Source organism: Winogradskyella litorisediminis (assembly GCF_042675765.1).
GTDB lineage: Bacteria > Bacteroidota > Bacteroidia > Flavobacteriales > Flavobacteriaceae > Winogradskyella > Winogradskyella litorisediminis.
This window is the reverse complement of the sequence record NZ_JBHTJL010000003.1, coordinates 345,358-363,994: the sequence shown is the minus strand read 5'-3', so window position 1 is coordinate 363,994 and position 18,637 is coordinate 345,358. Positions and strand designations below refer to the sequence as shown.

At 33.1% G+C, this 18,637-nt stretch carries 11 protein-coding genes; 6 read left to right on the top strand and 5 right to left on the bottom strand.

The genetic code is table 11. The features are described 5' to 3' along the window. Window positions 1-13: 13 nt before the first annotated feature. Entirely contained in the window at window positions 14-2,572 is a 2,559-nt protein-coding gene (locus ACFQ1Q_RS01730) for an ATP-dependent Clp protease ATP-binding subunit (RefSeq protein WP_386127337.1), read from the bottom strand. A gap of 261 nt (window positions 2,573-2,833) precedes the next feature. Between ACFQ1Q_RS01730 and gyrA the strand changes: the two genes are divergently transcribed. Both gyrA and ACFQ1Q_RS01720 read left to right on the top strand, forming a co-directional pair. Continuing rightward, entirely contained in the window at window positions 2,834-5,359 is a 2,526-nt protein-coding gene (gene gyrA, locus ACFQ1Q_RS01725) for a DNA gyrase subunit A (protein WP_386127335.1), read from the top strand. Between the two features lie 25 nt (window positions 5,360-5,384). Continuing rightward, window positions 5,385-6,650, top strand: a complete 1,266-nt coding sequence (locus ACFQ1Q_RS01720; protein WP_386127334.1) for a tetratricopeptide repeat protein — start codon at window positions 5,385-5,387, stop codon at window positions 6,648-6,650. A gap of 76 nt (window positions 6,651-6,726) precedes the next feature. Here ACFQ1Q_RS01720 and ACFQ1Q_RS01715 read toward each other — a convergent pair whose 3' ends face one another. Together ACFQ1Q_RS01715 and ACFQ1Q_RS01710 are read right to left on the bottom strand one after the other, a co-directional pair. Further along, on the bottom strand, window positions 6,727-7,476 hold the full coding sequence (locus tag ACFQ1Q_RS01715) for a C40 family peptidase (protein ID WP_386127332.1): 750 nt from the start codon (window positions 7,474-7,476) through the stop codon (window positions 6,727-6,729). A 9-nt stretch (window positions 7,477-7,485) separates the two neighbouring features. Further along, on the bottom strand, window positions 7,486-8,664 hold the full coding sequence (locus ACFQ1Q_RS01710) for an acetyl-CoA C-acyltransferase (protein ID WP_386127330.1): 1,179 nt from the start codon (window positions 8,662-8,664) through the stop codon (window positions 7,486-7,488). Window positions 8,665-8,777: 113 nt separating this feature from the next. Between ACFQ1Q_RS01710 and ACFQ1Q_RS01705 the strand changes: the two genes are divergently transcribed. Continuing rightward, window positions 8,778-10,829, top strand: a complete 2,052-nt coding sequence (locus ACFQ1Q_RS01705) for an HD family phosphohydrolase (RefSeq protein ID WP_386127328.1) — start codon at window positions 8,778-8,780, stop codon at window positions 10,827-10,829. 48 nt (window positions 10,830-10,877) lie between these two features. Here the strand turns inward: ACFQ1Q_RS01705 and ACFQ1Q_RS01700 are convergent, their stop codons facing one another. Continuing rightward, window positions 10,878-12,029: a redoxin domain-containing protein gene (locus ACFQ1Q_RS01700; RefSeq protein WP_386127326.1), complete on the bottom strand. Its 1,152-nt coding sequence runs from the start codon at window positions 12,027-12,029 to the stop codon at window positions 10,878-10,880. A gap of 106 nt (window positions 12,030-12,135) precedes the next feature. Here ACFQ1Q_RS01700 and mnmE point away from each other — a divergent pair, with 106 nt between their 5' ends. Then, entirely contained in the window at window positions 12,136-13,527 is a 1,392-nt protein-coding gene (gene mnmE / locus ACFQ1Q_RS01695) for a tRNA uridine-5-carboxymethylaminomethyl(34) synthesis GTPase MnmE (protein WP_386127324.1), read from the top strand. 85 nt (window positions 13,528-13,612) lie between these two features. Continuing rightward, a complete protein-coding gene (locus tag ACFQ1Q_RS01690) occupies window positions 13,613-14,044 on the top strand; it encodes an organic hydroperoxide resistance protein (protein WP_386127322.1) in 432 nt (143 codons plus the stop codon). Between the two features lie 71 nt (window positions 14,045-14,115). Here ACFQ1Q_RS01690 and ACFQ1Q_RS01685 read toward each other — a convergent pair whose 3' ends face one another. Next, window positions 14,116-15,960, bottom strand: coding sequence for a cystathionine beta-synthase (locus ACFQ1Q_RS01685; protein ID WP_386127320.1), 1,845 nt, complete (start codon window positions 15,958-15,960; stop codon window positions 14,116-14,118). Between the two features lie 174 nt (window positions 15,961-16,134). On the opposite strand from ACFQ1Q_RS01685, the gene ACFQ1Q_RS01680 reads away from it, so the two are divergent. After that, on the top strand, window positions 16,135-18,630 hold the full coding sequence (locus tag ACFQ1Q_RS01680; RefSeq protein ID WP_386127318.1) for an outer membrane beta-barrel protein: 2,496 nt from the start codon (window positions 16,135-16,137) through the stop codon (window positions 18,628-18,630). Window positions 18,631-18,637 lie beyond the last annotated feature (7 nt).

Sequence of the window (18,637 nt, the reverse complement as noted above, 5' to 3'; positions counted from 1 at the left end):
TGAGCGTTTAGGCTTAAGATTCCTCTTTTGGCTTCTTTTTAGATTTTTCTACAGCAATAGTTAGTTCATTTGCTTTTTCATCTAAATCCATAGAAATAGTATCACCTTCTTGTAATTTTGATGCAATAATTTCTTCAGCCAAGGCATCTTCAATATATTTTTGAATGGCTCTTTTAAGTGGTCTAGCTCCATACTGCGAATCAAATCCTTTTTCAGCAATGTAATCTTTTGCTTTATCAGATAAAATAAGTTTGTAACCTAAACCATCGATACGCTTCACTAATTTCACTAATTCAATATCAATAATTTTATTAATATCTTCTTTATCAAGCGCATTAAACACTACCACATCATCAATTCTATTTAAAAATTCTGGTGCAAATGCTTTTTTCAAAGCATTCTCGATAATTCCTTTGGCGTGGTCTGCGGCTTGAGATTCTTGCGCTGCAGTACCAAATCCAACTCCGGTTCCAAAATCCTTTAATTTACGAGCACCGATATTAGAAGTCATTATAATTATAGTGTTTCTAAAATCGATTTTACGACCTAAACTATCTGTTAAGTAACCATCATCAAGCACTTGTAACAACATATTAAACACATCTGGATGTGCTTTTTCAATCTCATCTAAAAGAACTACAGCGTAAGGCTTGCGACGCACTTTTTCAGTCAATTGTCCGCCTTCTTCGTAACCTACGTAACCTGGAGGTGCACCAATTAATCGAGAAATTGCAAATTTCTCCATGTATTCACTCATATCAATTCTAATGAGCGCATCGTCTTTGTCAAATAACTCATTTGCTAATACCTTAGCCAACTGTGTTTTACCAACACCAGTTTGACCTAAAAAAATAAATGAGCCAATTGGCTTATTAGGGTCTTTAAGTCCAGCACGATTTCTCTGAATGGCTTTTACAACCTTTTTAACCGCTTCATCCTGACCAATAACACGTCCTTTTATTAAATTAGGTAAATCTGCTAATTTATTAATTTCGGTTTGCGCAATTTTATTAACAGGAATACCTGTCATCATTGAGATAACGTCTGCTACGTTCTCTTCTGTTACAACCTCTCTATGAAGCTTCGTTTCATCCTCCCATTTCTCTTGAGCTAAAGCCAAATCTTTTTCAATTTGCTTTTCGTCATCTCTGAGTTTAGCTGCTTCTTCATATTTCTGTTTTTTTACGACAGAATTTTTTGTTTCACGTACTTCTTCAAGTTTTTGTTCTAATTCAATTATTTGCTTTGGTACGTCAATGTTAGTAATGTGGACGCGAGAACCAGCTTCATCTAAAGCGTCAATTGCTTTGTCTGGTAAAAAACGCTCCGTCATGTAACGATTTGTTAACTTCACACAAGCTTCAATAGCTTCATCTGTATAATTAACATTATGGTGCTCTTCGTATTTGCCTTTAATATTATTGAGTATTTCTATAGTTTGTTCAACAGAAGTTGGCTCCACAATTACCTTTTGAAAACGACGTTCTAAAGCGCCATCTTTTTCTATGTATTGTCTGTATTCGTCTAATGTTGTAGCACCGATGCATTGTATTTCGCCACGAGCTAAGGCAGGTTTAAACATGTTAGAAGCATCTAAACTTCCTGTTGCACCACCAGCACCAACGATGGTATGAATTTCATCTATAAATAGAATTATATCATCATTCTTTTCAAGCTCATTCATTACAGCCTTCATACGTTCTTCAAACTGACCACGATATTTTGTGCCTGCTACTAAACTTGCTAAATCTAAAGTCACAACGCGTTTGTTGAAAAGCGTACGAGACACTTTTCGTTTTACAATTCGCAACGCTAAACCTTCGGCAATGGCAGATTTACCAACACCAGGTTCACCGATTAAAAGAGGATTATTCTTTTTACGTCGGCTTAAAACTTGGGAAACACGCTGTATTTCTTCTTCACGACCGACTACAGGGTCTAATTTACCTTCTTCGGCAAGTATGGTTAAGTCTCTTCCAAAATTATCTAAAACAGGAGTTTTAGACTTTTTATTTCCTTTTTGCGGTGTGCCACCAAAAGGATTTTGTTTTTCATTTTCGCTTGATTCGTTCATATCGTCATCAGAGAATGATTCGGCTTTTGGTGTGTCAAGGAAATCATCTTCATTTGTTATCATAGTTTTAAATTCTTCTTTTGTGTTGTCATAGTCAACTTTTAGCTTATTTAAAAGTTTAGTTGTTGGGTCGTTTTCATTTCTTAAAATACACAGTAATAAATGCGCTGTGTTTATAGATGTACTTTGAAAAAGTTTTGCCTCTAAAAAAGTAGTTTTTAAAGCGCGTTCTGCTTGACGCGTTAAATGCAAGTTTTTCTTCTCGTTTGAAACTATTGCAATATTTGGGTTTGCAGGACTTAATATTTCAACCTTTCGGCGAAGGTGATTTAAGTCTACATCTAAAGCATTTAGAATATCTATAGCTTTGCCATTGCCATCGCGCAAAAGTCCAAGCATTAAGTGCTCAGTACCAATAAAATCATGGCCTAAACGTAAAGCTTCTTCTTTACTATATGCAATTACATCTTTTACTCTTGGTGAAAAATTATCGTCCATTATATTATATCGTTCAGCATTAAAAATAATAAATTCAACTATGAATAAGGCAAAAACTATACCTTATTAATAGATAATTAACGAATTGACTAAAAAAGCATCATATTTCAAAATTTTGCTATTAGGAGTTATTAACGAAAAAGCAGTTAAAAATTGTTAATAAATACCCGTAAATGAACTGTTGAAATGCACAGCTAAACCTAATGAAATTGGTATATTAGCACGTTACGAAAATTAAGTAAATAAATTAACATTTATAATATGGCAGAAGGCGAAAAATTAATCCCTATTAACATTGAAGATGAAATGAAATCGGCTTACATCGATTATTCGATGTCAGTCATTGTGTCACGTGCTTTACCAGACGTGAGGGATGGATTAAAACCTGTGCATAGACGTGTACTTTACGGCATGCACGAACTTGGTGTTAGAGCAAACACCGCACATAAAAAATCAGCAAGAATTGTTGGTGAAGTTTTAGGTAAATATCACCCACACGGAGATACTTCAGTTTATGACACTATGGTGCGTATGGCACAAGAGTGGAGCTTACGATATATGTTGGTTGATGGACAAGGAAACTTTGGCTCTATTGATGGTGACAGTCCTGCTGCAATGCGTTATACTGAAGCGCGTATGCGTAAAATTTCAGAAGACATGTTGGCAGACATCGATAAAGATACCGTTGATCACAAACTAAATTTCGATGATACCTTAAAAGAACCAACAGTTTTACCAACGCGTATTCCAGGTCTTTTGGTAAATGGTGCATCTGGTATTGCGGTTGGTATGGCTACAAATATGCCACCTCACAACTTAACAGAAGTTGTTGATGGAACCGTTGCTTACATTGAAAACAACGACATAGAGATTGATGAGTTAATGCAGCACATTAAAGCGCCAGATTTTCCGACAGGTGGAACAATCTATGGATATGATGGTGTTAAAGAAGCATTTCATACAGGACGCGGACGTGTTGTTTTAAGAGGTCGTGCTAATATAGAGGAAGTTAATGGTCGTGAATGTATTATAGTTGATGAGATTCCTTATCAAGTCAATAAAGCAGACATGATTAAAAAAACTGCTGATTTAATTAATGATAAGAAAATTGATGGTATTTCTTCGATACGTGATGAATCGGATAGAAATGGTATGCGTATTGTTTATATTTTGAAACGTGACGCTATTCCTAATATTGTTTTAAACAAATTATACAAATACACAGCATTACAGTCTTCTTTTAGTGTAAACAATATTGCACTAGTTAATGGACGACCGGAGATGCTTAACCTTAAAGATTTAATTCATCATTTTGTTGAGCACAGACATGAGGTTGTCGTTCGTAGAACAAAGTTTGAATTAAAAAAAGCTGAAGACCGTGCTCATATTTTAGAAGGTTTAATAATTGCTTCAGATAATATTGATGAAGTTATTGCTTTAATCCGAGCGTCTTCAAATGCTGAGGAAGCAAGAGAAAAATTAATTGAACGATTTAAACTTTCAGAATTACAAGCAAAAGCAATCGTAGAGATGCGATTACGTCAATTAACGGGTCTTGAACAAGACAAGTTACGTGCTGAGTATGATGAGTTGATGAAAACTATAGAAGACCTTAAAGATATTCTCGACAAGAAAGACCGTCGTATGGAAATTATTAAGGAAGAGTTGAGAGAAGTGCAGTCTAAATACGGTGATGAGCGTCGCTCGCAAATTGAATATGCTGGTGGCGATTTAAGTATTGAAGATATGATACCAGATGAAAAAGTAGTTATTACTATTTCACATGCAGGTTATATTAAGCGTACGTCTTTAACAGAATACAAAACTCAGAATAGAGGTGGCGTTGGACAAAAAGCATCAACGACGCGTAATGAAGATTTCCTAGAACATTTATTTGTAGGCACAAATCACCAATATATGTTGTTCTTTACCCAGAAAGGAAAATGTTTCTGGATGCGTGTTTACGAAATTCCAGAAGGCAGCAAAACATCTAAAGGTAGAGCTATACAAAATCTTATCAATATAGAACAAGATGATAAAGTAATGGCATTTATCTGTACTCAAGATTTAAAAGATGAAGAGTACATTAATAACCATTACGTTATTATGGCTACTAAAAATGGTCAGGTTAAAAAAACCGCTTTAGAACAATATTCTCGTCCTAGAACAAATGGTATTAATGCTATTACCATTAAAGAGAATGATGAGTTGTTAGAGGCTAAATTGACAACAGGCGAAAGTCAAGTTATGTTAGCATTACGATCTGGAAAAGCAATCCGTTTCGAAGAAGCAAAAACGCGCCCTATGGGTCGTAATGCTTCAGGTGTAAGAGGTATTACGCTTCAACACGATAAAGACGAAGTAATTGGTATGATTGCAGTAGATGATATGGAAAGTAACATTCTTGTTGTGTCAGAAAACGGATATGGTAAGCGTTCTAGCCTTGAAGACTATAGAGTCACCAATCGTGGTGGAAAAGGTGTAAAAACAATTTCTATTACTGACAAGACAGGAGATTTAGTTGCAATTAAGAATGTTACTGATGACGATGATTTAATGATAATTAATAAGTCTGGTATTGCTATTCGTATGGAAGTTTCAGACTTACGTGTAATGGGAAGAGCGACTCAAGGTGTAAAATTAATTAACTTGAAAGGAAATGATTCTATTGCCGCAGTTGCAAAAGTTATGAAAGACGATGAAGAAGAAATTGTTGATGAAACTTCCGAAAACACAGGCGATACAGAAAATGGCACAGCAATTGATAATAATGAAACTGAAAACTAAAAAATAACTAAAATTAAATATTAAAATGAAAAAACTAATAACTTTAATTTGTGCATTTGTAATTGGCGCAATGTCGTTTGCTCAAAAAAACGAGATTAAAGCTATCGAAAAAGCACTAAAAAATAATGATTATCAAACCGCTAAATCCAGCGTTATGGCTGCAGAAGTTTTATTAGCAAATATGGATGATAAAACTAAGGATAAGTTTTATTACTTAAAGGCTCAATCTCTTAATGCAGGCGGAGCAATTGTTGCTGATGATATTGATGAAGCTATGAAAGCCATTGATAATTTAATGACCCTTAAAGAACAAACGGGTAAGTCTAAATATTTGGATGAAGCATTGGCAATAAAAAATCAGATTTTTGGAAGCGTTGCTAGTAAAGCTGAATCTGCTTTTAAAGCAAAAAAATATGATGCAGCAGCAGAAAACTATTATAAGGCGTATACAATGTCAAAGAAAGACACCTTGTTTTTATATGCAGCCGCTACTGCTTACCTTAACGGTCAAAAATTTGATAAATCTTTACCTCTTTATGAAAAATTGTTAGAGTTGAACTATGAAGGTTCAGGTACGGTTTATAAAGCAACTAATAAAGCTACTAACGAATTAGAGACCTTTGGAAATAAAAATCTTAGAGATTTAGCTGTTAAATCTGGTAAGTATGTAGCTCCAAAAGACGAAAAATTACCTTCTAAAAAAGGAGATGTTCTTAGATACATGTCTTTAATATACTCTTATCAAGGTAATACAGAGAAAGCATTATCTTTAATTTCTGACGCAAAAAAATACAATCCAAATGACATGCAATTAATCATTGCAGAAGCTAAAGCATATTTAGCAAATGGGCAGAAAGACAAGATGTTATCTTTATTAGAGGAAGCAAAATCTCTAGCAGGAAACGACCCTGTAAGTTTATATAATCTTGGTTTTTACGCAATGGAATCTGGAGAAAATGAAATGGCTATGGAATATTTTGAAAAAGCTATTGAAAAAGATCCAAAATTTGCAGATGCTTATTTGAATATTGCTAACCTCATAACTACTGAAGAAGAAGCAATTGTGAAAGAAATGAATGCTTTAGGAACTTCTGCGGCAGACAATGCTCGATATGATGAATTAAGAAATCAGAAAACAGCGGTACTAATGAAAGCTATTCCTTATCTTGAAAAGGCTTACGAACTTAAGCCTACCGAAGATATCGGAAAGTTTTTAGTAAGTGTTTATAATGCATCTTTTCAAAACGGAAAAGCAAAAGCATTAAAAGAAAAAATGGAAGCAGGAAATTAAATTTTCATTTCATTAATAAAAAAGACAATCTCAAAAGGATTGTCTTTTTTTATTGAATATAATTTTTTTTAAAAAATTAAATAATCTTTTTAATTACTCTAAGTTTATGAGTGTGTAAGTTTGTGTCAACATTATAAATACCACTATGGTCTAGTCTGTCAATGCGTACTTTTCCATGAGCGTGGATGATGTAGTTGTCTTCCATAATTATTCCAACGTGAATAATATCTCCATCTACATTGTCAAAAAAGGCTAAATCGCCAGGTTCACTTTCTTCAATAAAACTTAACGCCTCACCTTGTGATGCTTGTTGCGAAGCATCTCGCTTTAATTTATGGCCATTAATCCTATAGACCATTTGTGTAAAACCAGAGCAATCTATACCAAAAGGAGTTTTTCCTCCCCATAAATAAGGTGAATTTAAATATAAAAATGCCGTTTTTATGAGATTAGATTTTTTTAGAACCTTTTGAATTTTGTTCCCATCAAATTTATGATTTAAAATATGTAAACCATTTAAGGTAGCACCCAAAGGAATTGTATAGATATTTTCATTTTCGTCTGAAACGTATTCTAGTAAGTCGGTAGACAAAATTGGAGAAGAGATAACATTGTCATTGTAATCTTCCTCAGTAATTTCTTTATATTGTTTGTTATCTATCCAACCTTCGTATTTGTCATAAGCAATTCTGATACGACTCCATTTTTTTCGGCGTTCTAAAACTTTAAAAAATTCTCCATAAAGTACTTGAGAAACAAGTTCGGACTTATCACTCGGTTCAAATCGCATTGGTACAATACCAAGGTTACAGATACCGTATTGCATAGATTTTGTTTAAGAACGCTCCAAAACTAATGCAGATGCGCCACCACCGCCATTACAAATTGCAGCAGCACCATACTTAGCATCGTTTTGTTTTAAAACATTAAGTAGTGTTACTAATATTCGTGCTCCTGAACATCCTAATGGATGACCTAATGAAACGGCACCACCATTGACATTTACGTTACTATCGTTGAGTCCTAAAATCTTCATATTGGCTAAACCAACTACAGAAAATGCTTCATTAAATTCAAAATAGTTTATATCCTCTAAAGATAAGTTTGCCTTTGCTAATGCTTTTGGTAATGCTTTTGCAGGTGCTGTAGTAAACCATTTTGGCTCTTGTGCCGCATCTGCATAGCTTTTAATCGTAGCTAATGGTTTTAATCCAAGTTCGTCAGCCTTTTCTTTACTCATTAAGACGACCGCTGCGGCTCCGTCATTAATTGTAGAGGCATTTGCAGCTGTAACTGTGCCTTCCTTTGTAAATGCAGGTCGTAATGCAGGAATTTTTTCTATTTTGACATTAGTATATTCTTCATCTTTAGAAACTATAATAGCATCGCCTCGACGCTGAGGAACTTCAACGGCCACAATTTCATCGTCAAATTTTCCTGAATCCCAAGCAGCTTTAGAGCGTTCGTAAGATTGTATTGCAAATGCATCTTGGTCTTCTCTTGAAAAATTGTATTCTTTGGCACAGGCATCTGCACAAACGCCCATTGCATTATTATCATAAGCATCAACCAAACCGTCTTTTTGCATGCCATCTTCAAAAGTTGCCGGACCAAATTTTGTTGCTGAACGCGCATGGTAATAATGCGGAATTAAACTCATGTTTTCCATTCCACCAGCAACTATAATGTCTGCATCACCAAGCTGTATAGCTTGAGCAGCCTGCATAATAGATTTCATGCCAGAAGCACAGACTTTGTTTATAGTAGTACATGGAACTGTATCAGGAATACCAGCGTAAATTGCAGCCTGTCTTGCCGGAGCTTGTCCTGTACCAGCTTGTACAACATTGCCCATGAGTACTTCTTCAACCATTTCGGGTTTTAGATTTATTTTCTCTAAAGCTCCCTTAATAGCAATCGCACCTAATTTAGGTGCCGAAACTGTTGAAAGCGCACCCATAAAACTACCAATAGGAGTTCTAACTGCTGATACAATGACGACTTCTTTATTCATAATACTTTTTTTGAATTTTGCTGTTGCGAATTTAATAATTTTTATACGATTTAATAACTAAATTTCAGTTAAACCAACATCAAAATATATATATTTATTACATTTGATTGCATATGACTGAACTTATAAATAAATGGTATAAAAACCATGCTCTCGTTTATAAAATCCTACTTTTATTAGGGACTACTTTTTTTATAGTTTATCTCTTTCCAAAAACAGGAAAATTTAGATATTCTTTTGAAAAAGGGAAGCCATGGCAGTCCGAAAGTTTGTTAGCTCCTTTTGATTTTGCAATAAAAAAATCAGAAAATCAATTAAAAGAGGAAACAGAAAATATCACTAAAAATAGCACTGTTTATTTTGAAACAGATTCAGATATAGAGGCTAAAGTAAAAAATAACTATTTACCTAAATTTAATGAAATTTTCATTGATTCTGTCGTCGGTTTTGAGGAAAGAAAAGCACTATTTTCTTCTGGAAAAAAAGCATTAGATGACTTCTATGAGTATGGAATTTTAAATTCAATATATAATTATGATGATGATAAAGAAGTCGCTATTGTTGAGAACAATGTTGAAAAAGAAAAAGTCAGATTTAAAGATTTAACAAGTCAAAATGAAATAAGACCTTACTTAGAATCTATCATTATAAAAAATAATCTTAAGAATTATAAAGATGATTTTATCTCTTTGTTTTTTGATTTAGTTGAACCAAATCTTTCTTACAATAAATCACTAACAGAGAAAACCCTAAAAGAAAATTTAGCTAATATTTCCCCAACACGAGGTGTTGTTTCTACCGGTACATTGATTATATCAAAAGGTCAAGTTGTTGAAGACAAACAATATGCCGTGTTAAATTCTTTAAAGTCTGAATATGAATCTCAAGTTTGGACGTCTAACAATTATAATTGGGTAATTGTTGCTTATACGTTGTTAGTATCATTAACTCTTTTGATGCTTTTACTTTTTTTAAGAAAATACCGAGAAGATGTATTTTTAAACAACACTAAAGTTACATTCATTTTCTTTAACATTGTAAGTATGATATTGCTTACAACGATTGTAATTGGTTACGATTCTCAATATCTATACGTTGTGCCGTTGTGTATTTTACCTTTAGTTTTAAAAGCATTTTTCGATGCCCGTTTAGGACTCTTTGCGCATGTTCTCACAGTTTTATTGTTAGGTTTTATTGTACCAAATAGTTATGAGTATATGTTTTTACAAATCATAGCTGGTATTGTGACCATACTTACAGTTTCAGAACTTTATAAACGAGCAAATTTGTTTATTTCTGTAGGGCAAATTACACTCATTTATATCATTGCATATTTTGCTTTTTTTGTGATTCACGAAGGCCAAATTACTACTATAAATTGGGGAACTTTTGGACTGTTTGTTTTATGTGGTTTAGCGACACTTTTTGTTCAACCTCTGATTTACATCTACGAAAAATTATTTGGTTTGGTATCTGACGTTTCACTTTTAGAATTATCAGACACTAATACTAAATTACTAAAAGAACTTTCAAATAAAGCCCCAGGAACTTTTCATCACTCTTTAAATGTAGCTAATTTAGCTGAAGCTGCTGCAAATGAAATAGGCGCCAATGCCATGTTAATAAGAGTTGGAGCATTGTATCACGATATTGGTAAAATGAAAAATCCAACTTTTTTTACTGAAAACCAATCAACAGGATTAAATCCTCATGATGAGTTATCTGCTTCAGAAAGCAAAGATGTAATTATTGACCACGTTATTGATGGAATTGAAATTGCAAAGAAAAATAACTTACCAGATCGTGTTATTGATTTTATTAGAACGCATCACGGTACTAGTACGGTATATTATTTTTATATGAAAGAAAAGGCAGCTAATGACGAAGTTAAAGAAGAAGATTTTTCTTATCCAGGACCAAGACCATTTAGTAAAGAAACTGCTATATTAATGATGTGTGATAGTGTAGAAGCAGCTTCAAAAAGTCTAAAAGAACCTACAAGTACAAAAATCAACAATTTCGTAGAAACTATTATCTCAAAACAGGTAGAAAGTGGTCAATTTTTAAATGCAGATATCACTTTAAAAGATATCGAATCTATAAAAAAAGTGCTTAAACTAAAACTTGCAAATATTTACCATCTAAGAATTGAGTATCCTGAATAGAAAAAGCCATTCAATTTGAATGGCTTTTTTAATTATAAATTTGAAAACTTAGTCTAAAAACTCACCAATTTTTAGTTCTAAAGCTTTCCCTCTAAGGTTTTTGGCAACAATCTTTCCTTCATTATCTAAAATAAACATTGAAGGGATAGAGTTTACATTATACATTTTTGCAATTTCATCAAAATATCTAAGGTTAGAAACTTGATGCCAAGTCAGGTTATCATTTTTTATTGCTTTTATCCAAGCCTCTTTAGGATTTTGCTGGCCACGTCTCCCATCTAGACCAACACCAATGATTTCGAGGCCTTTATCGTGATATTTCTCGTAAATTTTGACAACATTAGGGTTTTCTCTTCGACAAGGTCCGCACCAAGCTGCCCAAAAATCTATAATTGTAATTTTTCCTTTAGAAAGTACATCATCTAAAGCTAAAATATCACCTTCGGGAGTTGGTGCAGAAAATTTTGGAGCTGTAGCACCAATAGCAGTAGCTTTTTCAGCTTCATTTATTTTTTTTATCTTAATTAAGGCTTCATTTATAAATTGCCCTTCAGCTGTTTTTTTTAAATTGTTGTCAAGGTTTTCGTAAAGCTCCACTATTTTATCGTATTCTAAATCTCGTGTTCTTAATTGAGAATTAAGAATCGTTAGCGTTGCATAACTATCATTATTACTTTTTATATACTCATAATGAAATTCCTTAATTTTATTCTCAATTTTTTCTAGAATTTCTGCATCTGTTTTCATTACTTCATCATTTTTAAGAAATGTTGATTCAGATAAATTCTTTTTGGCTAAATTCCTCTTTTCATTCAATTCATCTAATTGAGAATTATACTGACTAAATACATTGTGTGCTTTGTTTTCTGTATACCTAGAATTACTTAAAATTTTATTGTCAATATGTAATTTAGAAATACCATTTTCTAAAATAATCGGTAATCTACCTGGAGTACCATTAATTGTAACATAATATAACTGCGGATAATCTACTTTACCATTAAAAGAAAACTTTTCATTCATGACTATCGCAGTATCCTTTGGTATTGGCGCACCTCTTTCATTTACCTTGCTTAGGTATACTCGCATACCGTTATATACTCCTTCTGCTTTACCATCAATCACATAGCTATCTTTAGGTTCTTGCTCACATGCTATTAAAAACAAGCTTAAAAAAGCGAAATAAATTATTCTTTTCATAATATGATTTTTTAGTCTTCCGCAAATATAAAAAGTTAGATTAAAGCAAATAAATATTATATCTTAAAAAGCGTAAAAGCCCTATTTTTGAATAAAATTTTATGTCATGATTAACAACGATACAATAGTTGCTTTAGCTACAGCTTCAGGAAGCGGTGCAATTGCCGTAATTCGCTTATCTGGTAAAGATGCAGTGAAAATAGCAGACAGGCATTTTAAATCTGTGGTTAAAGATAAATTGTTGGTTAATCAGAAAACGCATACAATTCATTTAGGACATATTATTGACGATAATCGTGTCATTGACGAAGCTTTGGTTTCTATTTTTAAAAATCCAAATTCTTACACTGGAGAAAATGTGGTGGAAATCTCTTGCCACGGTTCAATATATATCCAACAAGAAATAATACAACTGTTTTTGAGGAATGGTTGCCGAATGGCGGATGCCGGTGAATTTACATTAAGAGCTTTTTTAAATGGGAAGTTAGATTTAAGTCAGGCAGAAGCTGTTGCCGATTTAATAGCAAGTGACAATGCAGCTTCTCACCAAATAGCTATGCAACAAATGCGTGGCGGATTTTCTTCTGAAATTGCAAAACTACGCGAAGAATTAATGAATTTTGCCAGTTTAATTGAATTAGAACTAGACTTTTCCGAAGAAGATGTTGAGTTTGCCGATAGAGGACAATTTAAAGAATTAATTGATAGAATTTCCTTTGTATTAAAACGCCTAATCGATTCTTTCGCAGTCGGAAATGTTATTAAAAACGGAATTCCTGTTGCCATTGTTGGCGAGCCTAATGTAGGTAAATCTACATTACTTAACGCATTGTTAAATGAAGAGCGTGCCATTGTAAGTGACATTGCAGGGACTACTCGAGATACTATTGAAGACGAAATATCTATTGGTGGTATTGGATTTCGATTTATTGATACTGCAGGAATTAGAGAAACCAAAGATGTAGTTGAAAGTATTGGTATAAAAAAGACGTTCGAAAAAATGGAGCAAGCACAAGTCGTTGTGCTTCTATTTTCTGCTCAAGAATTTAAAGAAGACGGAAAACGTTTAAAAGTTGAAATTGAGAAAATAAAAAACCGTTTTCCGCAAAAACCATTGGTTATTATTGCTAATAAAATTGATACTGTCTCCAAAAAGGATTTAATGAGTATCGAGTCTGAATTTGAAACCATTCATTTGCTTTCTGCAAAAACAGGAAAAGGCGTAGAAGAACTTAAAGAAAAATTAATTGGATTTGTCAATACAGGCGCTCTCAGAAACAATGAAACTATCGTTACTAATACACGTCATTACGATTCTTTACTGAAAGCTTTTGAAGAAATTTCTAAAGTTAAATCTGGTTTAGAAATGGGTCTTTCAGGTGATTTAATGGCAATTGACATTCGTCAAGCTTTATTTCATTTTGGTGAAATTACAGGCGAAATTACAACTGATGATTTATTGGGCAATATCTTTGCTAATTTTTGTATCGGGAAGTAACAGATTTAAGACAATTTTATGAGCTTAGATTTTACTTCCTTCAATTTAACTTTTATATTGAAATAATTAAATAAAATTAGAAAAAATGAAAACGTTATACGAAGCTACAACAGTAGCAAAAGGTGGTCGTAGCGGCCAAGTAAAATCTGAAGATGGACCATTGGATTTTAATTTATCAGTACCTAAATCAATGGGTGGTGATGGTGGAAACGGTGCAAACCCAGAACAATTTTTTGGAGCAGCTTATGCAGCTTGTTTTGGAGGAGCAATACAGGCCGTTATAGAAAATAAAAAGCTGAAAGATATTGATACTGATAAAATTTCAGTATCTGCAACTATAGGATTTTGCAAAGATGACGATGGCTTTTTCTTAGAAGCAACTTTAGATTCTTTTATCCCAAATGTAGATATTGAAACTGGTGAAGAATTAATTAATGCTGCACACGAGGTTTGCCCATTTAGTAAAGCGACGCGAGACAATATAACAGTGACACTCAATTTATTAGTGGACGAATAAAATTTATTTTATTATATAAAAAAAATGCCATTGTGATGAATAACAATGGCATTTCTTGTTTCTAAAATCAATTAAATGGAATTCACAAACTGTTGAAAAACAGCTTTATGTTTTTCTAAATCCATATTACCGGACAAAGCCACACGTGCGATATAATCTTTGTCGCCTTCTTTGGTTGTGCCTTGTGTAGAAGTCGCAGGTATCGTCCAATAACACCCTTTGAGTTGCCCGTAGCTGACGCAGTATTTACTTTCATCAGGGATTTCTGTAATCATAAGATTAATTAATTTATGATTCAGTTCTCGTTTGTAGTTTTCTTTTTCTTCTGGTGTTTCTCCTTTAGTGGGTAAATCTAATGAAAATACCGACGGCGTAAATCCATGAGAAGCCAATTCTTCTGAAACAAAATTAATTTTGGCTTCAGGTAATTTTTCTTTTATAAAATTTACAAATTCACGTGTGTATTTATAAGCATTATCAATACGCTGCAACATAGATGGTAACTGTTTTGCTAATATTTGATATTGCTGAACTGTAGCCTCATTGTCACACAAACCTAGGTGTTTTGCTATCTTATTTTGAAGTGCTTCTGCCTTGTTATTAACCACACAATAACCAGCAGTACATAAACCACCACTTGGAAATTTAGATCCGCTAGAATAGGAGAGTGCTCTTACTTCTGAAAGAACTTTGTTTTCACCTAAAAAATTAACATTTGGACAAAACGTTTGGTCTAATATAAAAACGGAATCAATGGCAGTTTCTCCATTTTTGGTAGTTCGTTTCTTTTTTAGAGCTGTTTTTAAGTCGTCAAGATTTGGGACTTCAACTCTTGGATTTGTTGGTATTTCTGCAATGATAAACGGCACACCATCAATTTTGGCAACTTGTTCTAAAACGTTATCAACGCTTTTTACCATATCGTTTTCACCGTCAACAGGTAAATCTAAAATTTCGACATTATCAAGGCAAGCTGCGACTCGTCTTGCTTGGTCGTTGGTGCCACCGTAGCAATTAGGCGGAACTAAAAAACGTATAGGTTTGTTAGGGTAATTATGTTGCGCATCATCAATTAATCCCATCATAATGGCATATTGCATGGATAAACCGCTAGATGCAACAAGTGGTTCCGCTGATGTATAAGTTATTTTTTTTAAAGATTCTAAAACAGATTGCTTTTCTGTTTGAATATTAATTTGTCGTTCTTCAATAGTTTCTGAACTTGATACAGCTTCTAAAACTTCCAGACAATTTAAGGGCGTCATTGCCACAGTTTCACGTCGGCGTACATGCTGTATTTCAGAAATAAAATCTTTATTCTCTTTGCCATTAATTAACAAAATACTTCCGTAATTTCCGTAGCTATTAATTAAAATATCAATGTTAATATTCAGATTAAAATCTTTAATGGTATTAGAATTTGAAATAAATACTGAAGTGGATGCATTTTTAGAAATATCTGAAATGCTTTCAACCTTTTTAACTTCAAAATTATAACCATAAACTGTTTTGAAAACGTCCGTTTTAAAAGCTTCTGGAATAACTTCGGAATAATATATTGTGGTTGCTTTACCGTCTAATAAATTCTTTCTTAAGATTGAAAGTACTGGCACTGTTTTGGAGTCAAAACTGATAACAGATTCTGCATCTAAATTGTTCAATTTTGCAATGGTCCATTCTAAAACGCAAGACAGCGGATGACCAAGTCTTATATAATCATACGCCGTTGGCAAATTTTCGAGTGCTGAAACCTCGTAATTATTATCCGAAAATAAATTTTCGAAATATTCTAAAAACTGTGTTTTTGCTAAGCTTTCATTATAAATATCTAACCTGTGAGTGGTTAATTTCACCCAATCCGATGGTTTGTTTTTTAAAACGTTTTTTATATAGTTTAATATTCGATTTTGCTGCATTTTTCTGAAAAATTTGAGCTGCAATTTACATTAAAATGTAAAGTATTTAAAGGTACAAACCCTAAAATACCGTTAACCTTATTTTCTGTTCATAGATTGAAATCAACCGATAATGCATTGGTGACTTGTTTTGTAAGAGAAATATGAAATCTTTAGGTAAAATAAATCACCCATATGAGATATAGATGTTTTTTAGTACTTATACTTTTTTGTTTACAAGCAAGTAATTTGTACGCTCAGGAGAAAGGTTCTAATCCTTTTAATCTTTCGCCATACGCTGGTTTAAGTACACCACAATCTAGTTTTAAAAATATTGCAGATAATGGATTTGGTTTTGGCTTAGCAGCAGATAAATATGTTACTAAACGCTTAGCTTTTGGTTTAGATTTTAATTATCAGACTTTTGCAGTAAAGAATCCCATAGATTTTAATGCTTTGCCTGGTTCTTTTGCAATATCAGAAAATACTGATAAAAATTTTACAACAACAAGCATAACCGTTGGTCCAACTTATAAAATTGGCTCAGGAAAATTTACAACTGAATTATATGGTAAAGCTGGTATTTCTTTTGTAAATAGTCCAACAACGAGTGCTTCAATAAATATGACTGAAGTTTTTAATACCAAAGAAGAGAGTTCCACTGCATTTGGTTTAACTACTGGAGTTAGATTTAATTACAATGTTTCTCCTAAAATCTCTTTATTTGTAAATCCTCAGTTTAATTTTTCAGGTTCTGAAATCAATTACCAAACACGAGATTTTACAATAATTCTAGCTGATGGACCAGGCGCAGATGACCAAATAGATTTTGAGCAGGACTTTAATGACGAAACCGTAAAGACTTCATCTATTGGGATTAACGCGGGAATAAAAATTAATCTTGGTGGAAGTTCTAAGGATAAGGATGAGCCAGATAGTGTTTTTCCGCCTTTTTGTGAAATTGTTTTTAATAATGTTAATTGTAAATATACAACGCCTTATGCTAGCTTAACAGTCAATTGGTCTGGTTATAATCCTAATTTCGCTAAACTCATAGAAGTTTATGACACTAATAACAATATAGTGAATACTTCTATTGTCGGGAATAATACTGCATTGGGAGGAAGTGCAGGAAGCTTTACTGGTAGTGCAACTCTCAATGGTCATGCTAATTCTACTTTAACTGCAGTTTTCAAAGTTATGGATTATGCAACAGGTAATATAGTTTGTACCTCGCCAGTTATCACTTTTCAAGTACCGCCATGTATAGCACCATATACTTGTGATTTTGAGATTGACCCTAACAACTACAGTTGTGATAGTAATGGAATTACATATTCTGGAGTTGTAACTTGGAGTAATGCAATTAGTGGTAGTACAATAGACATATTAGCAACTAATCAAAACGCAAATTCTGTACCATTAATAGTTAATCCAAATAATTTACCAATTCAATTAACGACTGCTAATGGTAATTTAAGTGGAACTGCATCATACTCAATTACAATACCTAATACTTATTCTGGAAATCAGATTACTTTAATCTCTAGAATATCTAATCCAAATACAGGTTTTGCTAGAAGTTGTGGTGGAGCAGATGTTTTAGTACCAACTTGTGTTCCTTCCAAAGACTGCGAGCTCAATATAGACCAAACTGCTTTTACCTGTGACGCCAATACAGTTACATTTACAGGCGTCACAACATCATGGGCAAATCATTTAGTTGGTAGTACAATTACGCTCGAAGCGACACAAAATGGAGTCACTGTTCCTGTTACAAGTACTGTAAACTTTCCTTATGTGACAACGGCAACTACTGGTAATATTTCTTATGATATTACTATTCCTAACAGTTATGGAAATTCTAATATTAATATTAGCGTAACACTAACAGACCCGACTACAGGTCAGCCATTTAGTTGCGGAATTATAAATCTTGCTGTTCCGCAATGTCCACCAGTGAAGAGTTGTGGTATCGATGCAGAACCACAATCATGCTTGTTTAATAACGGTAAAACAGAGCTAAATTTTGTCGCGAGTTTAAATAACTACAATAATCCATCAACTCATACAGCTTCTGTTGAAATTAGAGATTTAAACAACACTGTAATTAATATTCCTATAACAAATAATAACAACAATTTAAATGCAAACGGAAAGCTAAACTTAAGTGGAGATTTCTCAAATTACACAGGAGAAAGCTTAATTGTTATTGTTGTTTTTAGAGATAGTAAAGGCACAATTATATGTAGCCAAAAAATAACGTTTGACATACCTATGTGTTGTATCGATTGTGATGGCGTTGTTATTAATAATACAACCCCACCAAATCAGGTCGGCAATCAATTTGTAGTAGATGCTGTTGTAAATGCACCAACAGACATAGAGAAGATTGTTGTAAAATTAGATTATACGAAAGTTAAAGATATACCTAATACAAGACTTGTTACTCCAGTAAATTTTGAATTTTTAAGTACCTCAAGAATAGACAATAATCCAGTACAACTTACAGGAAGTTTATCAGGCTTTAGAAGTACAATGATTATTCAAGATATTTCGCCATTAAAACAAAGTGTGCCTTTAAAACTTTTAATAGATAATTACTATAACAAAGAAATGATTCAGTATAGAATTAAGGTGACTGTGCATATGGTTGATGGACAATTTTGCGAGCAATACATCCCGAACTAATTCAAAT

Excerpts from the sequence above, each read along its gene's own strand:
- ACFQ1Q_RS01730 (WP_386127337.1), bottom strand. The coding sequence starts at position 2,572 with ATGGACGATAATTTTTCACCAAGAGTAAAAGATGTAATTGCATATAGT.
- gyrA (WP_386127335.1), top strand. The coding sequence starts at position 2,834 with ATGGCAGAAGGCGAAAAATTAATCCCTATTAACATTGAAGATGAAATG.
- ACFQ1Q_RS01720 (WP_386127334.1), top strand. The coding sequence starts at position 5,385 with ATGAAAAAACTAATAACTTTAATTTGTGCATTTGTAATTGGCGCAATG.
- ACFQ1Q_RS01715 (WP_386127332.1), bottom strand. The coding sequence starts at position 7,476 with ATGCAATACGGTATCTGTAACCTTGGTATTGTACCAATGCGATTTGAA.
- ACFQ1Q_RS01710 (WP_386127330.1), bottom strand. The coding sequence starts at position 8,664 with ATGAATAAAGAAGTCGTCATTGTATCAGCAGTTAGAACTCCTATTGGT.
- ACFQ1Q_RS01705 (WP_386127328.1), top strand. The coding sequence starts at position 8,778 with ATGACTGAACTTATAAATAAATGGTATAAAAACCATGCTCTCGTTTAT.
- ACFQ1Q_RS01700 (WP_386127326.1), bottom strand. The coding sequence starts at position 12,029 with ATGAAAAGAATAATTTATTTCGCTTTTTTAAGCTTGTTTTTAATAGCA.
- mnmE (WP_386127324.1), top strand. The coding sequence starts at position 12,136 with ATGATTAACAACGATACAATAGTTGCTTTAGCTACAGCTTCAGGAAGC.
- ACFQ1Q_RS01690 (WP_386127322.1), top strand. The coding sequence starts at position 13,613 with ATGAAAACGTTATACGAAGCTACAACAGTAGCAAAAGGTGGTCGTAGC.
- ACFQ1Q_RS01685 (WP_386127320.1), bottom strand. The coding sequence starts at position 15,960 with ATGCAGCAAAATCGAATATTAAACTATATAAAAAACGTTTTAAAAAAC.
- ACFQ1Q_RS01680 (WP_386127318.1), top strand. The coding sequence starts at position 16,135 with ATGAGATATAGATGTTTTTTAGTACTTATACTTTTTTGTTTACAAGCA.